This window comes from Mesorhizobium sp. M0491 (assembly GCF_040321265.1).
In the GTDB taxonomy this organism is placed as follows: domain Bacteria; phylum Pseudomonadota; class Alphaproteobacteria; order Rhizobiales; family Rhizobiaceae; genus Mesorhizobium.
This window is the reverse complement of record NZ_JAMYRE010000025.1, coordinates 42350-63859: the sequence shown is the minus strand read 5'-3', so window position 1 is coordinate 63859 and position 21510 is coordinate 42350. Positions and strand designations below refer to the sequence as shown.

General features: G+C 62.7%; 26 protein-coding genes and 1 pseudogene. 4 read left to right on the top strand and 23 right to left on the bottom strand.

Annotation, left to right across the window (positions count from 1 at the left end):
- Positions 1–45: 45 nt before the first annotated feature.
- The 15 genes and pseudogenes from NKI69_RS27455 to NKI69_RS27385 all read right to left on the bottom strand — a co-directional run bounded on the left by NKI69_RS27455 (position 46) and on the right by NKI69_RS27385 (position 12241).
- Entirely contained in the window at positions 46–555 is a 510-nt protein-coding gene (locus tag NKI69_RS27455; protein ID WP_352722934.1) for a hypothetical protein, read from the bottom strand.
- Between the two features lie 8 nt (positions 556–563).
- Positions 564–995: a phage tail fiber protein gene (locus NKI69_RS27450; RefSeq protein WP_224655066.1), complete on the bottom strand. Its 432-nt coding sequence runs from the start codon at positions 993–995 to the stop codon at positions 564–566.
- Between the two features lie 33 nt (positions 996–1028).
- A complete protein-coding gene (locus tag NKI69_RS27445; protein ID WP_352722933.1) occupies positions 1029–2987 on the bottom strand; it encodes a DUF3383 domain-containing protein in 1959 nt (652 codons plus the stop codon).
- A 31-nt stretch (positions 2988–3018) separates the two neighbouring features.
- Positions 3019–3747, bottom strand: a complete 729-nt coding sequence (locus NKI69_RS27440; protein ID WP_352722932.1) for a phage neck terminator protein — start codon at positions 3745–3747, stop codon at positions 3019–3021.
- 2 nt (positions 3748–3749) lie between these two features.
- Entirely contained in the window at positions 3750–4142 is a 393-nt protein-coding gene (locus tag NKI69_RS27435; protein ID WP_352722931.1) for a hypothetical protein, read from the bottom strand.
- A 6-nt stretch (positions 4143–4148) separates the two neighbouring features.
- On the bottom strand, positions 4149–4733 hold the full coding sequence (locus tag NKI69_RS27430; RefSeq protein WP_352722930.1) for a hypothetical protein: 585 nt from the start codon (positions 4731–4733) through the stop codon (positions 4149–4151).
- A 10-nt stretch (positions 4734–4743) separates the two neighbouring features.
- Complete coding sequence (locus tag NKI69_RS27425) at positions 4744–5184, bottom strand: hypothetical protein (protein WP_352722929.1); 441 nt, start codon at positions 5182–5184, stop codon at positions 4744–4746.
- Positions 5185–5188: 4 nt separating this feature from the next.
- Entirely contained in the window at positions 5189–5572 is a 384-nt protein-coding gene (locus tag NKI69_RS27420; RefSeq protein WP_352722928.1) for a hypothetical protein, read from the bottom strand.
- Positions 5573–5584: 12 nt separating this feature from the next.
- Positions 5585–6010, bottom strand: a complete 426-nt coding sequence (locus NKI69_RS27415; protein ID WP_352722927.1) for a DUF4054 domain-containing protein — start codon at positions 6008–6010, stop codon at positions 5585–5587.
- Between the two features lie 33 nt (positions 6011–6043).
- Positions 6044–6475, bottom strand: coding sequence for a hypothetical protein (locus NKI69_RS27410; protein WP_352722926.1), 432 nt, complete (start codon positions 6473–6475; stop codon positions 6044–6046).
- Between the two features lie 29 nt (positions 6476–6504).
- Positions 6505–6861: a hypothetical protein gene (locus NKI69_RS27405; RefSeq protein ID WP_352722925.1), complete on the bottom strand. Its 357-nt coding sequence runs from the start codon at positions 6859–6861 to the stop codon at positions 6505–6507.
- Between the two features lie 1254 nt (positions 6862–8115).
- A pseudogene (locus NKI69_RS33585) lies at positions 8116–8482 on the bottom strand (IS1 family transposase); the annotation flags it as partial.
- A 183-nt stretch (positions 8483–8665) separates the two neighbouring features.
- Positions 8666–9760 (bottom strand): major capsid family protein, encoded by a 1095-nt coding sequence (locus NKI69_RS27395; RefSeq protein ID WP_352722924.1) that lies wholly within the window; start codon positions 9758–9760, stop codon positions 8666–8668.
- 71 nt (positions 9761–9831) lie between these two features.
- Positions 9832–10782 (bottom strand): structural cement protein Gp24, encoded by a 951-nt coding sequence (locus tag NKI69_RS27390; protein ID WP_352722923.1) that lies wholly within the window; start codon positions 10780–10782, stop codon positions 9832–9834.
- A 73-nt stretch (positions 10783–10855) separates the two neighbouring features.
- A complete protein-coding gene (locus NKI69_RS27385; protein WP_352722922.1) occupies positions 10856–12241 on the bottom strand; it encodes a DUF2213 domain-containing protein in 1386 nt (461 codons plus the stop codon).
- 78 nt (positions 12242–12319) lie between these two features.
- Between NKI69_RS27385 and NKI69_RS27380 the strand changes: the two genes are divergently transcribed.
- On the top strand, positions 12320–12598 hold the full coding sequence (locus NKI69_RS27380; protein ID WP_352722921.1) for a type II toxin-antitoxin system RelE/ParE family toxin: 279 nt from the start codon (positions 12320–12322) through the stop codon (positions 12596–12598).
- On the top strand, positions 12598–12909 hold the full coding sequence (locus NKI69_RS27375; RefSeq protein WP_352722920.1) for a HigA family addiction module antitoxin: 312 nt from the start codon (positions 12598–12600) through the stop codon (positions 12907–12909). The genes NKI69_RS27380 and NKI69_RS27375 overlap by 1 nt, the downstream gene beginning before the upstream one ends.
- On the opposite strand, the gene NKI69_RS27370 is transcribed toward NKI69_RS27375, so the two are convergent.
- Both NKI69_RS27370 and NKI69_RS27365 read right to left on the bottom strand, forming a co-directional pair.
- Entirely contained in the window at positions 12910–13611 is a 702-nt protein-coding gene (locus tag NKI69_RS27370) for a phage head morphogenesis protein (protein WP_352722919.1), read from the bottom strand.
- Between the two features lie 198 nt (positions 13612–13809).
- Positions 13810–13995, bottom strand: a complete 186-nt coding sequence (locus NKI69_RS27365) for a hypothetical protein (RefSeq protein ID WP_352722918.1) — start codon at positions 13993–13995, stop codon at positions 13810–13812.
- A gap of 128 nt (positions 13996–14123) precedes the next feature.
- Between NKI69_RS27365 and NKI69_RS27360 the strand changes: the two genes are divergently transcribed.
- Positions 14124–14915 carry an outer membrane protein gene (locus tag NKI69_RS27360; protein WP_352722917.1) on the top strand — a complete coding sequence of 264 codons (792 nt, stop codon included), beginning with the start codon at positions 14124–14126 and terminating at the stop codon, positions 14913–14915.
- A gap of 60 nt (positions 14916–14975) precedes the next feature.
- Here the strand turns inward: NKI69_RS27360 and NKI69_RS27355 are convergent, their stop codons facing one another.
- The 6 genes from NKI69_RS27355 to NKI69_RS27330 form a co-directional block, all read right to left on the bottom strand.
- The gene (locus NKI69_RS27355) at positions 14976–16583 is read right to left on the bottom strand and encodes a DUF1073 domain-containing protein (RefSeq protein WP_352722916.1); all 1608 of its coding nucleotides are present in this window, start codon (positions 16581–16583) and stop codon (positions 14976–14978) included.
- On the bottom strand, positions 16580–18073 hold the full coding sequence (gene terL / locus NKI69_RS27350) for a phage terminase large subunit (RefSeq protein ID WP_352722915.1): 1494 nt from the start codon (positions 18071–18073) through the stop codon (positions 16580–16582). The genes NKI69_RS27355 and terL overlap by 4 nt, the downstream gene beginning before the upstream one ends.
- A gap of 3 nt (positions 18074–18076) precedes the next feature.
- Positions 18077–18724 (bottom strand): helix-turn-helix domain-containing protein, encoded by a 648-nt coding sequence (locus NKI69_RS27345; RefSeq protein ID WP_352722914.1) that lies wholly within the window; start codon positions 18722–18724, stop codon positions 18077–18079.
- A gap of 241 nt (positions 18725–18965) precedes the next feature.
- Entirely contained in the window at positions 18966–19115 is a 150-nt protein-coding gene (locus NKI69_RS27340) for a hypothetical protein (RefSeq protein ID WP_352722913.1), read from the bottom strand.
- Entirely contained in the window at positions 19105–19845 is a 741-nt protein-coding gene (locus NKI69_RS27335; protein WP_352722912.1) for a ParB/RepB/Spo0J family partition protein, read from the bottom strand. Before NKI69_RS27335 ends, NKI69_RS27340 begins: the two co-directional genes overlap by 11 nt.
- Entirely contained in the window at positions 19823–21136 is a 1314-nt protein-coding gene (locus NKI69_RS27330; RefSeq protein ID WP_352722911.1) for a putative antirestriction adenine methyltransferase, read from the bottom strand. Before NKI69_RS27330 ends, NKI69_RS27335 begins: the two co-directional genes overlap by 23 nt.
- A 100-nt stretch (positions 21137–21236) precedes the next feature.
- Between NKI69_RS27330 and NKI69_RS27325 the strand changes: the two genes are divergently transcribed.
- Positions 21237–21485, top strand: a complete 249-nt coding sequence (locus NKI69_RS27325) for a hypothetical protein (protein WP_352722910.1) — start codon at positions 21237–21239, stop codon at positions 21483–21485.
- Positions 21486–21510 lie beyond the last annotated feature (25 nt).

Genomic DNA, 21510 nt, shown 5'->3' with positions numbered 1-21510 from the left:
CCACCTCGAGAAGGTCGTGGACGTCCTCGATCGACAGCCATTCGTCTAATTCCCGGAGCGAGGTCTTCCCCTTTGAGAGAACCTGACCGATTGCCCGGGAGACGTTTCCGTATTCGAGGAGCTGGACTCCGGCGACGCTGTCGAGATCAATTTCGACTTCCCGCCGGCTGTAAAAAAACCGACGTGAAGGTTGATTACCTCCTGTCGCAGCTGGATCAGCGTCGCGATCTCCTCGACATCACCATCGATAAGCCCGCGCTGAATGAGGGCGTTGCGGGAATCGGGCTTGATGGTGACGCATTCCATCATCTCGTCCAGCAGGGGCTCGGCATCCTCGAAGGCCATCTTGGTGATCGCCCGGATGCCGACGATGGCAATGCCCTGCATGCCCATGGCGGCAAAGTCGTCGGGAAGCTCGACGCCGGAGCGCGCCACGGCGAGAAGCGCGCGCATGGCCCACTTCTCCGCGCGCGTCGCCGCCATCTCCTTGATGTGGAAGGTCTTGCCCTCATCCCGGCCTTCGTCGGTGATGGTGACGTCGATTTCTTTACGCATGACTTACCTCAGTTGGGGACACTTTGAACGCTCTGCCAGCGGATCGCGAAACGGCGCGGCTGGAGGATCTTCGCCGCCCCCGGCATCGGGGGCATGCTCACCAGGAAGCCCTTGGTGGAGATGTAGGACCGGCCGAGCGACGGCAGCGTCGTCGAGCCATTGGCCGTGTAGACGTCCTTGGCCTGAATTTGCGTGGCAGCCCAGGTTTCGAAGAAGGCAATCGACGGGGAGTCGGCCTGCAACACGAAGGTCTGGTTGGTCGGGTTGTAGACAAACCCGCCCGACAGGATGCCGTCCACGCCCATGGCGGTCTCGACCTGGTCGACACTGTCCATGTCGTAGATGTTGTCGGCGGCGAAGCCTTGCAGTTGCACCGGGGTCGGGAAGAGGTTCGGCACGGCAAGGGTAATGACCGCGTTCGCGGCGGTAAGGGTCGACATGATCTGGCTCCTGACGGGTGGATTTGTTGCCGCTTACTGGACGAGCGTCGAAGTAAGCTCGATTTTCTGGACGGACTCGCCGTCCATGTACCAGAAGTTGATCGGCGGGCTCTGGCGGGCCTGGCGCACCTGCGGAGTGGCGTCCTTCACCTGGAGGTACCAGCCTTGCAGCTGGAGGGTGTCGCTCGCCGTGAGGCCGGCTGCCGAGTTGATCTGCGCGATCTGGAGCGCCGACAGCGTGACGCCGGCGCGGATGGCACCGAAATTCAGCGCCTGGTTGATCGGGTCGAGGCAAGCCGCCTTGATCAGCTCATAGCCAGCCGCGTTGTAGGGAACCGAGTTCATGTTCTGGAGCAGCTCCATGAGGGCGAGCTGGAGCTGGTTGTTCAGCCAAATCTGGTTGATGTAGCTGTCCAGCCATTCGAACTCGCCCGACACCGTGCCGTTCTGGAACTCCAGGAACTGCTGCGCTGCCGTCGCGTAGGCGCCGTAGAAATTATAGCCGTTGGCGAAGAGATTGTTCGCCACCGCCGCCGACGTCACGCCGGCCACCAGCCCACCCTGCCCACGGAAGGCGAAGGTGATGCGGCCATTGGTCTGCTCAAAGTCGATCGAGGCGGCCGAGCCGCAAATGAAGGCCGCGATCTGCGCGGGCGTCGTCGGTCCACCGGCAGGCTGGTAGATCGCGCAGGTACCGTCGAGGTTTTCGCTCATGACGATGTTGCCGAAGCTCGACGAAGCGTTGGCACCTTCGGTCGGAACGATGTTGGTGTCCCAAGCGATATATGCATAGCGCTTGTTGGTGTCGTTGACCCACTCGGCAAAGGCGAGCTTCTGCGCCGTGTTCGCGCCGCCATCGGGCTCGAAGATCGTCATGAAGGTCGCCCAATTCTGGGTGAGCTGGGTGATGCCGCCCATGAAGGCCGCCGGCGTCGTGGCATCCGCGCCCTGCGACAGCACCGCGCCGGTCGCCTGCGTCAAGAACAGGCCATCCGAAACCGTCCCGGTGGCGAAGGCGGCCGACGAGACAGCGCCGGTGGTGCCCGAGGTGATGATGAAGCCGCCCGACACCGAGTCGTAGGCGACGTCCAGAGGCGTGGCCGAGGCCGTCACGGTCGCGCTCGCCGCCGTCTGCGTGGTGTCGACGAAATAGGTGCCCGTTAGGCCCTCGCCAGTGCCGAGCTGCGTGATGAGCGTGCCGGCGGTCACATTGGTGCCGCCAAGCGTCTGGCCGACCGAGAGCGTGCCGCTGGTGATCGCGCTGACAGTCAGCGTGCCATAGGTCGCGGCGACCGTCGTGCTGGCGGCAACCTGCTCGGTCGAGACCGCATATTCACCGATGCCGCCGGGCGTGCCCGAGAGCTGGCTGGTGATCTGCGTGCCGGCCGTGACGCCCGTTCCTGAAAGCACCGCGCCGTTGACCAGCTTGCCCGAGGCGACGGCGGTCACATAGAGGACGTTGCCGGCGATCGAGCCGGTCACGGATGCCGTAGCGGCGGCGATGGCGCCAGTCACCGAGGCAAGCTGCGGCAGGCTGGCATTCAGGCCCGTCTGGATCAGCGCCGCCGCTGCCGAGAAGCTGGACGCGCTCGACAGGTCAAGCGCGCCGGCGGTGCGGGCATAGCCGTCGATGATGACGGTCAGCGTGCCGCTCAGCGCCTGGAGCTGGGGAAGCGACAGCTGCGAGGCCTTGCCGCCGCGCAAATAGGCCGCGACCGCTGCCGAGGGATACTGCGAAAACAGGATCGTGGCCGGCTTCTGGGTCGAGTTGTTGTAGCCGTTGAAATAGACGGCTGCGATCTCTGCCTCTTCCGAGGACGGGCCGAAGAAGTTCGACACCGAGATACCGTCGTTAGGGAAGGACAGCACCGCGCCGATCGGCACGCGGGTGTTTTGGGTCAGCACGATGCCGTTCATCACGAGCGCGTTGCCGCCCGCATTGAGAACGTTCGGAATCACGTTCACAAGCTGCGAGGCCGGGATGGTCGTCATGGACCAGGTCCTTTCTGTTTCGATTGAGGGGTCAGACCGGGAAGGTCGCCTCGACGGGGAAAACGTCGATCACGGCCTGATCGGCAAATTGCTGCGACAGGCTGAGTGCCTGGTTGGCCTGGATATGCACTTCCAGCACGTAGCGGGTTTCGTACTGCTGCTCGCCGTTGAAGAACGGAACCTGCTTGGGATCGTCGGCATAGAGTGGCGCGCCATCCAAGCCGGCATCGGCGAAGTACCGTGTTGCCCGCTCATCGCGGATCAGGGTGGCGATCGTCTGCGCCATGTCGGAGGCCGAACCATCCGAGGCGCTGTGCACGTCAAGCTGGATCACCACTTCCGTCGGCTGCGTGATGGTCTCAGCGCCACTCGCCAGCGCTTGCGCGCTCACTATCTGCGATGGCGACACGGTATAGGTACCGTTACCGCCGGGCGTGCCGCCAGTCTGCTCGCTGATCAGCGTGCCATCCGCCACCGGCGTACCGAAGACGGTTGCCCCGACCAGGATGGTGCCGAACTCTACCTGCGTGACAGTCATCACAGCATCAGTGATCGACGCCTCAAAGGCGCAATCCTGGTATGTGTCAACGTTGGTGGAGAGCCTGCCGCGCCGGATAGTGTTCATGGTGACGAAATCGCCGGCCGGCTCGGGCACACGGCTATCCTGCGCCGTCACTACCTCAACCCCAGTGGGCAGGTATTTCAGGAGAAATCCGCGCAGCACCGTCTGGATGGTGGATTGGCTCGGGACGGGGGCCATTGTCAGGCTCCATCCATTTGTAGGGTCAAGGCGCATTTGCACCAGTCGGGCCAAGACTCGAGCACATGCGCGACGAGCCAGGTGTTGCCTTCCGGAAAGGTGCCGGCGGGGAAGACGAAGAGATCGCCGCCAACTTGCAGCTCGCGCACCACACCAAGCGCCGAGCCGTTGAGGTAGACCGCGCGGCGCACGCCCTGAATGTTGAGGCCGTCGAGCAGCTGGAGGTCGGTGTAGCTCAGCGCCTGCGCATGCAGGGGGACGCCAGGCACGTCGACAAAGCTCGGTGTGCGCGTGCCGTCGGCCGCCGTGGTGTAGCCGCTGGACCGTTTCAGCATGGCGGTCACGAACGGGTTGACCGTTGCGATCGCGGCCGAAACGATCCCGTGGAGGTTCATGGTCGATCAGCCGACGCGGTAGACCGTGAAGGTGTCGACGCCCGTGTTGCGGAAGCGCAGGATCCCGCTCGATGGGATCGTGGCGCTGCTGTGGGCCGGGAAGTCCATCGAACCGACCAGCGTCATGCCGTTGTTGGTGGTGATGGTCGCGTCCTCGGCATCGACGACGGAGGTGTTGATCACCGACACGTCGAAGGCGTCGTTGAGCTGGAAGTCCGGCAGCGCGTTCTGGAGCGCGGTACCGGTGGGGAGCTGCTGAGCCGAAGGCGCGCCGGCGCCCTGCGCAATGGTGATGATGCCAGCCAGAAGATCGGCGGGAGCGAGCGTGCCGGAGACGGTGTGCGCGGCTGGCGCGCCCTGCGTCGAGCCGACCTGTGCGGTGGCGCTCCAGATGGCCGCGCCGGCGGTCGCATCGACGCAAAGCCATGCGGTGTCGGTGGCGGTGTTCACCCACGTCGAGCCGATCTGATAGCCCTCGCTGGAATCGTCGGTCACGGCCGGATCGGTCACGGCCGAGAAGTTGTTCTTGAATGCCAGATCGGCGTTGATATCGCCGAGGTTGCTCGAAAAAAGGACGGCCTTCATCGTCATGGTCTCCGGTTCAGGATTTTACCGCATAGTCGACCGAAGCCAGCATGTGGCCTGTGTCCACCAGCTGCTTGTCGTTGCCCTTGCGGGCGACGGTGGCGTGTTGCAGGGGCGGGCCGTCATAGGCGGTGATTGCCGCCTGCAACTGGCCCTTGATGGCCGCGCCTGTCTGGCCCAGCGTCTTTTCGGTGTCGTAGCCGTTCGCCACCAGGAGGTTGCCCACGGCATCGGGCCACTCGGGGCTCTTGTCTTCGATCATGCCCCTGAAAAACGGCCGGGGCGGCGTGTCGCGGCTGCCGAACTCGTTCAGCGCCGCGACCAGCGGGACGGACGTGCCGTCGGGATAAGTCGCGCCCTCCAGGAAGCCGACATCGACAGACGCGGCCTTCTGGAGGTTCTTCGAGATTTCGGCGAGCTTTGCGGCGAGCTTGTCGCCGCCGGAGAGCTGCACCATCGCCTCACTTGGCCGCGTCGGTCTGGTCGGCCGCCTGGTCGGCGGTCTTGCCCTTGCCAGCCTTCGGCTTGTTGTCCGCGCTGGTGTCGTCCGCGCCGGCAGCAGGATCGGTCACAGGGTCGGTCGCCGGCCCGGCGGTGCCGGCAGCGACTTCCTCGACCGGAGGCGTGGCAGAAGGCGTCTCAGCTGGCGTCTCGGCCGGGGTTGCCGGCATCGTCGCTACGGCGACGGTGGTGGCGGCGACAGCAGGATCGGTTGCGGCCGGCTCCGGCACGAAGACGGGCTCCGGCGGGATGATGCGAAGGCTGCGCTCGAGGCTCTTGATGCGAGCCTCGGCTTGCTGGCGGAACTCGCGGAATTCGCGCTGCAACAGGGTGAGCAGGTCCATGGGGGGCGTCCTTTACTGATTGAGCCAGGGATTGAAGAAGCGGACCGGCCCGGGCATGTAGCGCATGGTCCGGTAGGAGGCGGTGCCCTGCCAGAAGGCCGCGCCGAATGGGGTCTGCATGAACCAAGCGTTGCTTGGCGTCATGGGGAACTCGGCCTGCACCGAGACGCTGCCCTCGGCCGCGTTCGAGATGCGCCCGACGATGCCCGCCGGCGCCTGACCGTTAGCGCCGTACATGAGCTGGCAGATGTGGGCGACCATGAGGTTGAGCAGCGTGGTCTGCGTCTCGGCGTTGGTGACGGGGCCGCCGCCATCATTGCGGCAGTAGAGCACTGCCACCGGCAGCGCGCCCTGCTCAACCTGCGGCTGGCTGAGCGAGGCGAACTGCGGAAAGATCGCCACGAAGTTCGCGTAGCTGAAATCGACGATGACGCCCATGGCGGCCCCCGGTGTTCGCCCGCGTCAGCTCTCTCAGGCTTCCTCTTTCTTGTAGGCCTGAATGCCGCGCGGCAGGTTGTTGGGATCGATCGGCTCGAAGCCCGACTTCTGCTTGTCGTGCTCCACGATGAAGCCCTCGACCATGTCGGTCTCGGCGTGAGCCCAGATGAGGTTGTTCTTGACCGCGTCGAGGTCTTTGTTCTGGGCCATCCACTGCTTGAAGAAGTCGGCGTCGACGCCTGTGGTCAGCGCGTAGCTGCTGGCGATCGCGGCCGGCGCCTGCTCGGTGCCGCGATTGTAGCGGCGGCTGTAGCCTTTCAGAACGACGGGCTCGCCAACGACCTGGGCACGCTTCACCTTGCGAAAGCCGCCGCCGGCGGTCGGCTCGTTCATGTCCTCCATCGTGTGGAGGCGCATGATCAGGCCGTGGGGAAGCTTGCAGGCGACGGTAACAGTGGCGGACATCGTTGTACTCCGGTTGAAAAAAGGGGGCGTTAAGACAACGCTTCATCGACGACGCGATAGGGACAGCGCAGCAGTGCGGCGATCTCGGTGCGCCGGCGGCCGATGCCTGCCAAGCGCCGGATTTCGGCGGTGTTGTTGGCGGCTGGCGCGGGTAGCTCGACGACTTCGTCCGCTGGCTTAGCGATCACGACGCGCGTCTTCTGGTTGATGTTCGGGCCGCGCTTGCGGCAGTTGGCGAGGTTGCGCCGCTTCACCTGGAGGCGGCCGGCAAGTTGGCTCGGGTAGCTCTCCGAGACGCCGTAGCGCTTCGCGATATCGGTGGTTGGAACCCCCGCGAGATAGGCGCTTATGATCGCCTGCCGCTTGTCATCGCTAATACGGTACATCGGGGTTCCTCGGGTCGTCCGAGCCGCGCCAGAGATGATCAGAGGTGCCCCCACCAACTATCACCAGTGACGCGGCTCGAACGCTGGAGCGGATGCCAGGTGTCAATCCTGGCTCAGCGCCTGTGGAACAGGCACCTCTCACGGAGCATCCGCAAACTGTGGTGGGACCTGCTCAGCACACCCGGCAAAAAGCGCGCCGAGCAGGTCCCCTGGCTCCCCTTGCGAGAACCTTTGCAAGGCTGCGTTTCCGCGCCTCGCTGTCCTGGGAGGACATCTTGAATTCAGAGGGCGAGCGTGGTGCCGGTCCGTCCGTTTACCCGCTCGCCCCACACGGGCCTTCATTCCCGCTTATTGGCGCAATCACACGAGCATTCGCGCTTGTGGAGTTTGAACGTTTCACGATCGTCGCGACCGCCCTTATGTTCAGGGAGCCTCCGGCTAACGTTTCGGTGTCCCGGACCTCTACCCGTGACCGCGTGAAGCGCCGTCACCGACCTTTGGAGGACCGCCCCGTACAATGCAGAGGGGCCGGCCGTGTTGGGGTGGTGGGTGCCGGGTTTGCTCCCCACCGAGCGATTTCTCGGCCCGACTCTGCCTGTCCGTTCCGCGCACGTCGCCGGACCCAGGGTCATCTGCTCTTGCCGTCTAGATCGGCCGTCGGCGCAGGTGCGCACCCTCAAAACTGTTGCCCGGTCTTTCACCCGGGCTGGGCCAGATGCTTGCCTTTAGCGCCATCCTCGCCTTTCAGATCTCGTTTCAGCGCCAACGCGTCTACGAGACCGTTTGAGGTCCGGATTTGGTGGCGGGGGTCCGATTTGAACGGACGACCTTCATGAGCCTGACGAGCTACCGGGCTGCTCTACCCCGCGGAAGTGATTTGGTGCCAAAATGGTTACAATCCGGCACCAAGTGTTGTCAAGCGAGGCGTCGCCAAAACGCCCAACAGTTATGCGGGATTCTGGTAGTGGGTCAGTTTGAAATCTGTCTCGCCTGAACGTGGCTCAGCAGTGAGACGACATATCGTTCCATATCAAGCCTGCGAGCGGTTCCAAGTACACTTGCCCAGGTATCCTGCGGACCGGCGCCAGAGGCGATCATGGCCGGTGCGTTGTGAAATGAATCCGCGAGCATACGAGCTCTGGATAGATCATCGGTCGCGCGAATTTCGACGAGGACGATGCAAAGAACCCTCAGGATATTTTCATTCGTGATGGGTTGAGGATCAATCAGTTGAGACACCTTTCTTCCGGTACGCCCCCGAGCCGCTGGCTTTTCGGCTTCCTTCGCCTCGACCAGCGCAACGATATTGCTAATCTCCCAAAGCTTGCCAGTCACGCCGGCGGCCATCGCCGGGGTCATGCGCAGCGTCGCATGGATGCGGACGAAATTGTAGTACATGAAGTGCAGGGCAACGGCGTTGGCGTGACCTTCCACTGCCGTTGGTCAGGCGCGTTAAGCGGCGCATATGCATCCGCATAGTCCGGTTTTGGCGTTCGGCAAATGACGTGCTGACGTGCTTGATGTCTGGATTACCTTCGATCCACTCTTTCCGCGCACCAGTGCATTCGGCGGGGCTATGCACTCGATTGTCATACGCCGTCCCATACTTTTCTGTAAGCATATAGGAGTTCACGGCGGGTCACGACAACGGCATTCGCGGCATCAAATTTCAAACTGACCCACTACCGGGATTCTATGCCGGTTGACAGATTGGCAGCTCTTTCGGGTTTGGTTGCGCGGTGGCCCTCGCAACCAAAATGGCCGACTTAACACCAGGTCTTAAAGTGACCCGAATGCTTGGCCCCTAGACGCCGAGCATCTGCGAGATGCCCATCGGCTGGCGGATGATCGCGCCCCATGTGCCGCTGGTCATCTTCTTCTTCCACGAAGACATCGCGCGGATGATGGGGTGCGTGCGAAGCTTTTCGTTGAAGGAGCAGTATCCGGTCTTCTGGCCTTCGATGGCGTCAGCGATCAGCTGCACCAGGTTGCCGCCCGCGATGCCCACGGGGTTGATCGCGGTCTGCGCGCCATACTGCACAGCCGTCTCAACGCGCAGGTTGGGGAAGTTCTTTTTCAGAAGATCCTCAACGTTGACGTTGAAGGAGTTGGTCGCAGTCATGGCGAGCTGCGATTCCGGCGACAGCGCCAGCGTCATCTTGGTCTTCTGGTCGATGAGGCCGGCGGTCTGGGTGACGAGTTGCAGCCAGAGCGACTGGATATCGGCGTAGATTTCGTTCGCCGTGGCGACGATCTGGCCGTTGTTGATCCACTTCACGCCGCCGTAGGCCTTCGGTGCCGGCGTGACCGGAGCCGACAGGTTTGGGTCGTTGAGCAGGCCATAGTTCTGGAGGCCCTGCACACCCTTGAAATAGGTGGTGTTCAGGAAGCGGGCGAGCACGGTGGTGCCGGCGCCGTCGACCTCGCCAACCCAATTCACGCGGCCGAGACCGGCGCGCTCGATTTCCAGCTCGCCATACTCGGCGATCGTCTGGAACAGGTAGGACTGGCGCTGCGGCCAGTTCATGTTCGCGCCAGAGCGACCGTTGTCGTTGTAGTCGCCATAGCTCGACACCTCGCCCGTCTGCTCGACGGTCGGGAACATCGCGGTCTGGTCGATCCAGGTGCCCTTGCGGGTTTCGCCGAAGATTTCGGCGGCCTGCGTCGGGGCGAAGAGGACGCGGTAGACCTCGGGGTCGACCAGCGTGGTCAGGAACGCCGGGATGCCCGAGTTGGGCGTGGTGGCCAGCTGGGGCTGCGCATCCATCGCGAAGTGGTTGGTGCGGTAGCCCTCGACCATATAGGCGCGGGCCTCGGGCAGGTAGATGCCGGCCGCCTCGAACATCGGGCGATGCTGCGCCCACGTTGCGGCGGCCGTGTTGAAGTCGTGGAATTGCATGGTGGTTCTCCTCACAGACCGCCGGCTTTCACGCCGGCGCATGGTTTCGAGGTTGACGGGAGGGGTGGGGTTTAGCCCTGCGGCCAGGAGGTGATTTTCATCAGCTCGCCCGGCTGGGCGAAGGAACGCACGGTCCACTTGGTCTCGACGTTGGTGGCCGCGGTGAGAGCGGCCGAGGCAACGACGGTGTTGACGTCGACCGCATAGGTGCCAGCGCCGCCGGCAGGACCGGTCAGCTGTTGGCGGATGGTGGTGACGGCGGTGATGCCGGTACCGGTCAGCGTGTCGCCGACGCCGAAGACGCCAGCGATGGTGCCGCCGGCGGTGAACACGCCATAGGTGCCGGCAATCACGGTGCCCGGATCAACGTCCTGGTCAGCGATATTGAGCGAATACGTGCCAATGCCGCCCGGCGTGCCGGAGAGCTGCGAGACGATCTTGGTGCCGGTGGCGACATCGGTGCCCGAGATCGTGGTGCCGGGATAGATCGTGCCCGAATTGACCGCCGTGACGTTCAGCACATTGCCGACGATGGAGGCAGCAAAGCCGCTGGTGGCGGCAGCGATCGAGCCGGCCGACGTGGTGGCGCCGTTCGGAGCGCCGGTCACTGCGGCGGTGGCCTTGCCGTCGGCGTAGTTGGCATAGACCTTCATGCCGTCCAGAGCCGGGGTAGCGCCGTTGTTCTTCACCCAGAAGTCGCCGCCATCGAAGACGGTCATCGGGAAGCCGGCAGGGACCAGCATGGTCGATTCCTGCAGATACTGCTCGATCAGGCCCTGCTGCTCGCGGTGGATGAAGCCGGCGACCGGGCCGGTGCCGAAGTTGTTGACGACTGCCGGGGCATTGTCGCTGTCGACCTGGGCATAGCTCTTCCAGGCAAAGCGGCCGACGATGACGCCGAACGCGCCGGCGACCAGAGCGCCAGCCGCTGCCATCACGGTGGTGCGGGGATTGGTGGAAGCGAAGTCGCCCTCAACAGCCGGGGCGGGATTGTAGGCGGCCTGCGTCTGAAAGCCAGACATGGGCGATTCTCCTCATGAAAAAAGCCGGCTCGGTGGCCGGCTCGAAGGGGTTTCAGGAATTAAGCCGCTCGCCTTAGAGCGACTTGACGATGTGGGTTTTCGTGACCGGGAACATCTCCTGGAAGGAGCTGACGCCGGCCGCGTCCATGGCGACGCGGTGCTGCGGCTGCGCCGGGGTAGAGCCCGGCAGCGGCTGGGCCTTGAGGATGGCGGGCAGCGCCGACGGGTGGATGCCGTCGATGTCGACGCCAAGCGAGGTCAGAGCGGTGCGGTAGACGGCTTCGGCGCTGTCATGCGCCATCGCCAGCTTGCCGATGTAGGGGCGAACCGCCTCTTCGGCGACGCGGATATCGGCCGCCGTCTTGATCATCTCGGCGCGGACCTCGGACTTGGCCTTCGACACTGCGGAGGCAATGGCCGAATCCATGGCCTTTTTGCCGACCTTGTCGTCGTCGTCGTCTTCCTCGGCATCTTCGGCGGCCTTTTTCTTGGCCTCTTCCTCAGCTGCATCCTTGGCGGCTTTCTTCTTTTCCTCTTCCTCGGCGGCGTCCTTGGCGGCCTTTTTCTTGTCGTCGTCTTCGTCGTCGTCCTCGTCCATGGCTTCCTGCGCGTCGGCCTCTTCGTCGAGGGCGAGCAGAAGGGCGTCGAGGCCGTCGAGCTTGGCGTCAGCGGCGAGCTTGCCCTTCGCAGCCTTGCCGACCGCATCGATGAGCGCGGGCCGCTTGGCCTTGAAGTTCTTGGCAGTGATGCCAGCCAGAGCGGGGCGCAGATCGATCTTCTGATCGGCGGCCAGCTTCGTCATTACGTGGGCAAGGATCGCGCCGTGGGCGACAGACGCCATGCGCGACAGCAGTGCCGTTTTCTTCATTTCCGTGATCTCCTGTTTGCTGTCGCCGACAACCACATCAGGCCCGGCGCGGCCTTCCTCAACCAAGGCAACGTGATTGGCGGAAATGTCCCGCATCACGCCGTCGTAGGATTCTCCAGCAAGCGTGCCGGGCGTCATGTCGGCCCGGTAGCGATAGCTGCTCGAAAGTTCTTTCTGCCGATCGGATTCGATCAGCGCGATTGCTGCCCCATCCCAGATGCTGAGCGGCGCCATGAGGTACGGCGCATGGAACTCGACGGCATCGCCGAGCGCACCGACAACGGCTTCGCGCGGGTGTTCCTTGGCGCTGACCGGAATGTGCTTGAGCAGGAGCGGCTTGCCCACGAACGTCGGGGCGGCCTTGGCCAGCTCCTCGGCATCGCGGTAGAGGTAGTAGAGGCGTTCGGGATCAAGCCCCAGCGCCTCGAAATCCGGGATTTCCCTGCCGTAGTACGGGCAGACGTTGGCCTTGGAGATCGGGGTCATCTCGACGCGCAGGTGGCCGTCCTGGTCGAACGTGCGCACGCTGGCGCGATCCATCGCCAAGGTGTCGCTGGCCGCGAGCTGCTCGATCTCTTGCCCATTCGGCATCGGTGTGATTTCCTAATATGTGAGGCATCACCTCACAAACTTGTTGACTGCGAATGTGTAAGGCGCTACCTTACAAACATGCTTAAGTCGTTCCGCAACAAAGCCCTGCAACGCTTCTTCGAGACCGGCAGTCCGCGCGGTCTCAGCGTGCAAGACGACAAGCGTGTCGCCCGCATCCTTCGGGCCTTGGAAGCAGCCTCAAAGCCGGAAGACATGGACCTTCCCGGCTATCGCTTCCACGGCCTTTCGGGCGATCAGAAGGGGCGCTATTCTGTTCGAGTGAACGGAAACTGGCGCATCACCTTCGGTTGGGACGGCGAAGACGTTATCGAGGTCGAACTAGAGGATTACCACTGATGAACACGGCACCCATCAAGCGCGGCCTGCCCGCGATGCATCCCGGCGAGCTGCTGCGCGAAGACATCATCCCGGCGCTCGACAAGTCGAAGACCGAGATCGCCAAGCTGCTCGGGATTTCCCGGCGCACGCTCTACGATATCCTGGACGAGAAGCAGCCTGTCACCGTCCCCATGGCGCTACGCCTCGGCAAGTTGATCGGCAACGGTCCGGTGCTTTGGCTCAATCTCCAGCGCACCTATGACCTCGAACGGGCAGAGAAGGTGCTGAGCGCCGAGATCGAAGCGATCCCGACACTGCACGCCGCCTGATCAGCTAAACCCCTTGATGACCGGCTTGCCGACGCATCGGCAACCGGGCTCCTCGCCAGGCCTGACGAAGCGCTTAACCGCCGGGTCGTACCAGCCAGTCGAAATCTTGTAGCGGACCTTTTCACGGCCAGCCGCGACGTGCGTGGGGCGAGGTTCCTTCCCGCCGCCGCTGTGGTGCCATTCGGCTTCGTCGATGCCGAGTGCCAGTTCGCGCGCCGTGGCGAAGGCTGACGTCGCCTTGTTGTTCTGGTCGAGCGCAATGAAGGCCGCGCGCCGCCTCGATATGCCAGAGAAGCGCTCCAGCTCCTTGACGAGGCCGGCAAGGTCGCGGCTGTTCTGCACCGACCGCATGACAGCGCCTTCGACCTGGTCGAAATACTGCGACGGGATCGACTTGATCAGCGACACGTTGGCGTTGACCGTCGCGTCGACAACGTCGCGCATCTCTGCCGTCATCTTGAATTCGACCGAAATGCCGCCATCGCGCAGGATCTTGCGGAGCGCGGCGCTCGAACGTTTCTCGACCGACAACGCGAAATAGTCGCCCAGCTGATCCGATGCGATATCGAAGCGCTTGGTCCACTGCGCCGCAAGCTTGCGGATTGATCGGCGCAGCGCATCCGCCGGCGTCTCATCTTGCGCCAGGCGGGGCGTATTCGCCCGGTAGGAGGCTTTCAGCCAGTAGATCACGCTATTGCTCATAGCGTCGATCAGGCGCGTCAGGCGGCCCCTATATGCCGTTTCGATCCCGAGGTTGGGGCGGACGGGAGGCAGAACCTTTTCGTTCCGCTTCGCCGTCCGTCGACTTTGCAGGCTGGACATCACGATCCCTCAGCGTCTCGGCGATCTCGCGATCATCGGGCGTCTGTGCTTTGAGAAGTTCCCAGAGGTTGAGCGTGATCAAGCGGTGCCGGTGGTGTCCGTGTCGGGAGCCGCACTATCTGCCGGCTCCTCGGGCTTGGCAACACCGGCGTCCATGACAAACCGTTCCAGGTCGAGAACGGTTTCGACGATGGTCTCGGGATAGAAGCCCTCGCGACCCACCATCTCCAGCAGCCGAAGCCGGACTTCCCGCCTCTCGTTCATGCGTTTACCTCGATAAGTTCGTCCAGGCCGATGACTGCCCGACAACTGTCCGGGCTCAACGAGCCCGGTTGATGCCGTTGCGTCACCCGCCAATCATGATACACATGTGCATCGTTTGGGGGGGCTCAATGAAAATTCATCTGCTTGCGGCTGCTTTGGTTTTCGGGGTGGTCTTTCCAGCAATAGCCGCTGACGATGACGCTAAGACCTTGTTCGTCGAGAGCGCCCACAACTGGTCAGGCGTCTATGTCGGCGCTCAGGGAGGGTACTATCAAGGGGTGAACAGCAACGTCGATGTGACGATCTGCGAAGAGGTCGGATGCGAGCTCGGCGTCCTGTTAGCAAACAGCGCATTAACTGATCTCAACTGGGTGGCCGATTCCGACCCAAGTGGCTTCATTGGTGGAGGCCAGATCGGGTACAATTTCCAGTCCGGTACGTTAGTGGTTGGTGCGGAGCTTGATTTCCAGATCGGATCGGGTGGAGGAACCGACATTACCTGTATTAGCGTACTTGGCTGCGAAATTCCTGTCACAGCAAACGCATCGTCCGAACTCGAATGGCTGGGCACCGCAAGAGGGCGCATCGGAGCCGCATTCGACCGCACGCTGATCTACGCGACGGGAGGAATGGCCTTTGGAAAGGTCCGCAATTATTTCGATGTTAATTTAGGCGTAGACCCTTACGTCTTCAGCAACGAGGAACGTTCGACGAGGTTCGGCTGGACGGTAGGCGGCGGTGCAGAATACGCCCTGACAGACGAGCTCTCGCTGAAAGGCGAATACCTCTATTACAACCTCGCCGACTCCACGATGACCACCTTGTCTTATGGCGTCGGTAACCCGCAAGGCCGAATTGGGACCTACAAGTTCAGCAATGATGGGCAACTTGTCCGCGTCGGTCTGAACTACCGTTTCTAAATCCACTCTGGACGATTTCACACCTACCTAAACAGGCGGGCACTCAGCGCATATCTTCCCCTAGACAGCGGGCGCGTCCTTCTCTGCCCCGGTCTCGCCGAGATCCTTGATCATCGTGCCGCCCTTCGGGGCCAGGCCTTCCTCTTCCTCGTCGATCAGCTCGGGCATATCGTCGACGTTGATAGACGAGAAATCCGAATCCGGATCGGCGGCAACGCGCTTGCGCGATTCCTCGGGCGAGATGACGCCCGCGTCGATCAGGATCTGGTCGCGCTCGGCCTTGGTCTTTTCAACCTCGGCGGCTTCCTTCTCATCGGTCTCCTCGAGTTTTTCGAACTCGAAGTCGATGCCGTCATCGGTCTCGCCCCAGAGGGAGATCATCACCAGGCCAACAAGGCGGTGAATCGGCTGGCGGAACAGCTTCTCCTGAAACGAGTGGATATGGTCGTAGAACACCATGATCTCGCCCTCGGACGAGGCGTTCAGGCCTGCCGGCTGCGTTCCGAGCAGCTTTACCAGCGGAATGTGGCTCACCGACGCCATGTGCTCCTGCGACTGCGCCTGGAGCATGTCGAGACCGGAGAGCGACGCGGAGACGTTCTTGAAGTCCTCCGTGTCCTTGTCGATCATCATCAGGCCGCGATTGGACCTGACCAAATTGAAAAGTTCGGCGCGCTTGAAGAGCTGGTCGCCATCCGCCTGCAGCGTCTCTTGCAGGTTGCTCGCCAGCACAAACACCGTGAAGGCGCTGATGATGTCGTTCACCGACTGGCGCGTCTCCAACCAGTTGTCGACATAAGGCTTCACCATCTGCGACAGCGACAGGCCGCCGAAGGAATAGGTCGGCTTCAACAGGTCGGGGACTTCGCGCCCGATCAGCGTGATCAGCCGCGTGGTGTGAACGATCTTGGCCTGCACATACCAGCTATCGGGCCTATACCAGTTATCCTTGAGGGGATCGTTCGAGTTGTAGTTGGTCGGATAGCACCAGACCGCCTCGACCGTGCGCAGCGCCTGGATAGGCTTCTTGGCGAGCTTCGCGATCGAGAGCTTGTCCCAGCCGTCGCCGATCGACTTTTGCAGCTCATCGGGGGAATCGGTGTCGCCGGTGTCGATGTAGATGTGACCGCGGCCGAAGAAGCCATCCTGCTCGGCAGCGCGGCAGAACATGTCGCGCACGTTGAGGCGCTTGAACTCGTTCTCCAGCTCCGTGATCTTGTCGGCCTTGTCCTCTCCGTCGTTCGAGGTGAAGCGAATCCACTTCCGCGTCATCTCGGTCGCGATGGTCTCGGAGATCACCCGGTATTCCGGGCGCTGCGCCAGCTCGGACAGATAGGCGTAGCCGAGGAAGGTGATCCCTTCCGAATAGTAGCCGCTCAGCGCAAAGCCGTTGGCCCAGGATTGAACCGCGCCGACGGCGCTGTCCATGGCGAGGCCAGTGTTGCCCGTCGGCAGCACGCCGGCCGGGTGTTGCGGCAGGGTGAACACCTGCGTTTGCTGCGCCGGCGCTGCCTTCTGGCCACGCAGAGCCGACAGCATCGCTTCCGAGATGCGGGTGGGTCCGCGCGTACCTGGTGGCATGGCGGCAAGCGGCGCGGCCTTCTGCGGCTGCGCTGCTGGCTTGCGCTTCAAGAGGCGGCGAGCGGCCCTGAAAAACCTCCTGATCATCGCGGCCCCGGCTGGGAGGCGCGGCGAAGCACGTCGTCGCTGATCACCATGGCCCCCTTGATGTTGAGCAGCCTCGTAAAGGCGCCGGAAGATGCGTCGACCTGGTCCATGAGTTTACCGGCCGGGAAGATGCAGAGTTCGTCGAGATAGAGTTCGTTCCACTCGCCTTCGACGATCGAAACGTTGCCGTATTCGCACTGTGCCGAGAAAGGCTCGGCGCGCGTGATCTTGTCGCCGGTTTCACCCTCGGCATGGACGCGGTAGCCGGCGAGATCGGCGACATAGTCCTGCACCTGCGCCTTGCCGGCCTGCCCTGGTTCCTGCGGCAGGCTGATGTTGACGGTCTTGCCGTCGATGGCCGCCGTCGCCTTGATGGTCTTGCGGACCGACTTGCCTTCCTCGCGGAGGGTGACGACATGGCCGACGTAGTAGTGGCCGTCGGCATCGCGGCCGAGCTTGACGCCAGCAGTGCGCGCGCCAGTGCCGCCTTTCGTGCCGGCCAAGTCCCAATGACGAACCCAGACCGTGCCCTTGGGGGCTTGCCTGACGAACTTGCCCTCGAACCAGGACCGCTTGAACATGCCGCCTTCGCGAGGCGCGGGGCGCTGCTGGAACTGCCCCGCCGAGGCGTAGCTGCCCATGATCTTCTTGTCGCGCTCGACCACGTGAGGCGGAAAGCGCTCGGGAAAGAGCAATTCGCCGTCGACCTTGCGAGGATCCTCGAAGCCGATCGAGGTGTAGCATTTGCGCTCGGGCTCGAACTCCATCGGCAGCATGAGGTGCTCATAGCCGTAGTCGTTCGCCAGGATCACGCCCGACGGATCGTCTTCGTGCAGGCGCTGCATGATGACGATGATCGCCGACGAATCGGGATTGTTGAGACGGGTCGGCAGCGCCTCGTGGAACGTGTCGTTCGCGGTCTGGCGCTCGACCGGCGACTTCGCCTGCGCAACCGACAGCGGATCGTCGAGGAGGACGCGATCACCGCGAGAGCCCGTCATCGAGTTGAAGGCCATGGCTTCGCGGAAGCCGGTCTTGTCGTTCTCGAATTTGGTCTTGGTGTTCTGGTCCCCGATCATCGAGAACTGATCGCCCCAGCGATCGCAATACCATTTGGACGTGACCAAACGTCGTGTTTTGACGTTGTCGCGGATCGCCAGCGAGTCCTTGTAGGACGTGCCCATGAACCGCAAATGCGGCATGTTGCGCGGTCCCCACTCCCATGCCGGGAAGAACACGCCGCATGCCATCGACTTCATGGTGCCGGGCGGCACGTTGACGAGCAGGCGAAGGATTTCGCCGCTGCTGACGGCCTCCAGGTGGTCGCCGATGGCATCGATGTGCCAGCCGTGCCTGTAGGGTTGCCCCGGCTCCAGGACATGCCAGCCGCGCTTGATCATCTCGACCACGGAGCGAGCACATGCCCGCCGGTCTAGCTCAATACGGATATCGTCCGGGGTCGGCGGGATGACGCCTGATATGCGCGCCATGTGTCACTTTCCGCCGGCTGTGCTCTCCCGCTTTTCTGCGGCGCGCAGCAGGATTTCCAATTCCTCGTCCGACATGTTGGCGAGATCGAGCTTTTGCGCCGTCTCGACCGGGCCGCCGTTCTTGCCGGTGGTCTCGACGCGGCGCACAAAGCCCCGGTCTTTGCCTTTGAGCTCCAGGTACCAGCGCACCGTCTGCATATCGCCAGAGCGAAGCGCGATCACCACCTGGCCCTCGGCAACGTCGAGCAGCTCGTCCGCGATCTCGGAATCGGCCTCCTGGATTTCAGGGTGTTCGTTCAGGAAGGCGTAGAGCGTGGTGCGGCCGACGTTCAGCCGCTCGGCCGCGACGGTCTTGATGCCACCGCACTGGCGCAGCATCGCGATAACGCGAGGCACGTCGCGGACGGTAAGCTTGGGCGATGCGCCGCCCTTGCTGGCCTCTGCCGGCTTCGCCTCTGGCGCTGCCAGCGGTGCCGGCTCTGCCTTGGGATCGGGTGCAGGGGCCACAGGGGGCTTCGGCTTGCTGGCCGGTTTCTTCTTGCCCCGCGCCGGCTTTTTTTTCGGGCTCGCTTCCGGCTTCGCTTTAGCCGGTGCAGCCTTGGGCTTTGCGGTCGGCTTTGATGCCGTCACGCTCGACTTGGTCTTGATCACCGGACCACTCGCGCGTGTGAGTGTTCGGAATGTTCGGGATGGCTCTTTTTTTCGCTCCCCAAATCCCACCGCATGTAGACCGGGCCGAGAGGGGACGAGATGACTGCAAAACCATCCTGCAAAGCCTTGGCTGGCTTGGCGTTGGTTAACCTGCGCAAATACGCAAACTGACCGAGAATGCTTGCTGTTGCGACCATGCTAACCACCGACACTGCGTTACACACACACGAATGCATGCCGATCACACGAGCAGGACGCGTGCGAGACAGACGAGGAAGCCGAACGCGAGGAATGCGCCGACGACGATTGCCGGCATCGCGGAAGCGGGCGCGGGCGGCATTGCGCCGGGCTCGGAGAACGTGCCGCGCAGATTGGGAAGCTCATGCCGCATCAGGTTTGTCCTCCGCTTCGGCTTCGAGCTGATCGAGCCGCTCGCCGGCAAGGCGCGCCATGGCTGCAAGCGCGATGCCCGAGTTGACGATGTTGAGCCCCTGCTTGGTGCGCACGATGGTGTCGAAGAAGTCGTCGAACCTCGACTGCGGGGCGGCATGGATGCGGAAGCGCTTCGCCCTTTTGGCGATGGCGTCCATCTCGACCTCGAACTGCACGCGGTCTTCCGGGAGGAAGGCGAACAGCAGCTCGTCGTATTTGATGTTGGCACCGCCGAGTGCAGCAGCGCCTGGTCCCTTGTCGCCCGAGAGCACGCTGTCATCGAGACCGGAGAACTTCTTCGCATCGATGTCGAGTGAGACGTAGAGCTGGGCGAGCAGCGACTGGTCGTCTTCGCCGTTGATCGAGTTGTGGCTCAACTGGATCGCCACCTTGCGCTTTTCGCTCAGATGCGAGGTGATGACGAGCGCGTCGATCAGCGGCAAGCCGGCCTCAATCGCGGCGGCGGTGCGGTGATGTCCGGACAGGATCTCGAGAGAGCCGTCCTTGTCCTGGCACACCAGGACCGTGGTGGTCAGTCGGCCGTCGATTTTGACGTTCTCGACGAGGCGCTTGAACATGGCAGGGGCCATGTAGTGCGCGTTCTTCTCGCGGCGCCGGAGCGTCTTCGGGTCAACCTGCCGCGCCTCGACATCGAGAGACTTCCAGTCAACGATTGAAGTGCTTGCCATACCACCACTCGAACGCTTGTTGCGGCGTCTCATCGATGCGGGCGCCGACGTAATGCAGTCTGAATTTGCCTTCCGGGCCATCGATCTCTTCGCGCTTGGTCTGCTCGAAGATACCGCGATATTTCATCGAGACCGGATGCTCCGAAAACGCTGACGTCTGCACCTTGTTGAAGCGGTCGACGAAGCGCTTGCCCACATCGCGCAGGATCTCGCCGTTGCAGGCGAGCCTGGTGACGAGCTTCGACAGCCTGCCCTCACGCGAGATGGAGAAATCCGACAGCAGGTAGATCGACTGGCGTGCGAATTTGTCGAGGTTGTAGATCAGCCCCCCGACCAGCATGTCGTCGACGCGCACCAGGTAGTTGACCATGCCGGGCGTGTGGGTGATGCCCTTTTTCAGGTAGACGTCCTTGAGGAACGTCATCTGGGCGGCATCGGCCCGAGCGATCGTCACCACCGAATCCGGCTTGATCTTCTCGACGTCGATCGGCTTGTAGCGGAAGGGAGCCGACCGCGGCACGAGCTGCAGGTAGGACGACTTGCCCGTCGACACGTAGCAGTAGTGCGGGTGGCCCCGGCCGGAGACGAATTCCAGCTCCGGTTTCAGATCGTCGTAAATCTGGTCCGAGAGGATGCAGTAGGGGACGCCTGCCAGCCGCACGCGCTCGATGAGACCGCGCAAGGCCTTGGGGTCGAACAGCTCGTATCGGGGAGCGTCCCATTTGATGTTCTCGGCCAGAAACTCGAACATCTTTTCGTAGCCGCCCTTGTAGAACGGCGGGTAGGAAAAGATGGCGGCCTTCCGCTCGATCGCCTCGTCCAGATGCTCGATCCAGTCGCGCGGCGAATAGCTCTTGATCGGGATCATCCCCGGCAGCTTGCGGACCTTTTCCAAGGTGCGCTCGACATAGCCGGCGAAGTTCGCGACCAGGTGGTTGCGGTGGCTGGTCTTGTAGACGTTGGCCTTGCCGCCGGCGAAGCGGCCGAGATTGAAGGCGACGGCAAGTGCTGCCAGGCGCTGATCAGGTTCCCTGAAATCGAACTCGTTCACGAAGTCGAGCGCGCCGTGGAATTCGTAGTCGATCGGCTTGCCCAGCACATAGCCGGCAATCGCCGACGAGTAGAGGCTGACATCGTTCGAGTGCATCTCGACGCCGGGGAACGTGGCGAGCGTGATCTGCTCAAACCGGAACGTCCCAGAGCAGCAGTTATACACTCTGCCCCATTTGTCGACTTCGGAAACGCGAAGGATTTGCGCGATGCACTCCTTCGGCACAACGCCCTGAAACATAACGCAAAACGCCTTGTTTTTTCTCTTGCAATAGGGGTGTAACCAAATAAGTTACTTGTAACCAAATTGGTTACTTCCCTACTGCGAAGGAACGCCCGAAATGAGCCTCGTCACCATCACCGAAGGCCTTCACAAGAAATCCGGTTTCACCGGTTCTCGCCTCCAAGCCGTCACGTTCGCGACCGCGCTCCACATGGCCGACTATGCCGGCACCGAGCATCAAGACTATTTCCGCCGCCGCTTTCGCGAGACCTTGGAAACGCTGGATAGCGAAGGCGTTAGCGACGTCGTTGGGTTCGTCGCCGGTCAGCTCGGCATCAAGCCGGGACCAGTCGAAAACACCTTCTGATTTTTGGGGAGCGGCCCGAAGCGCA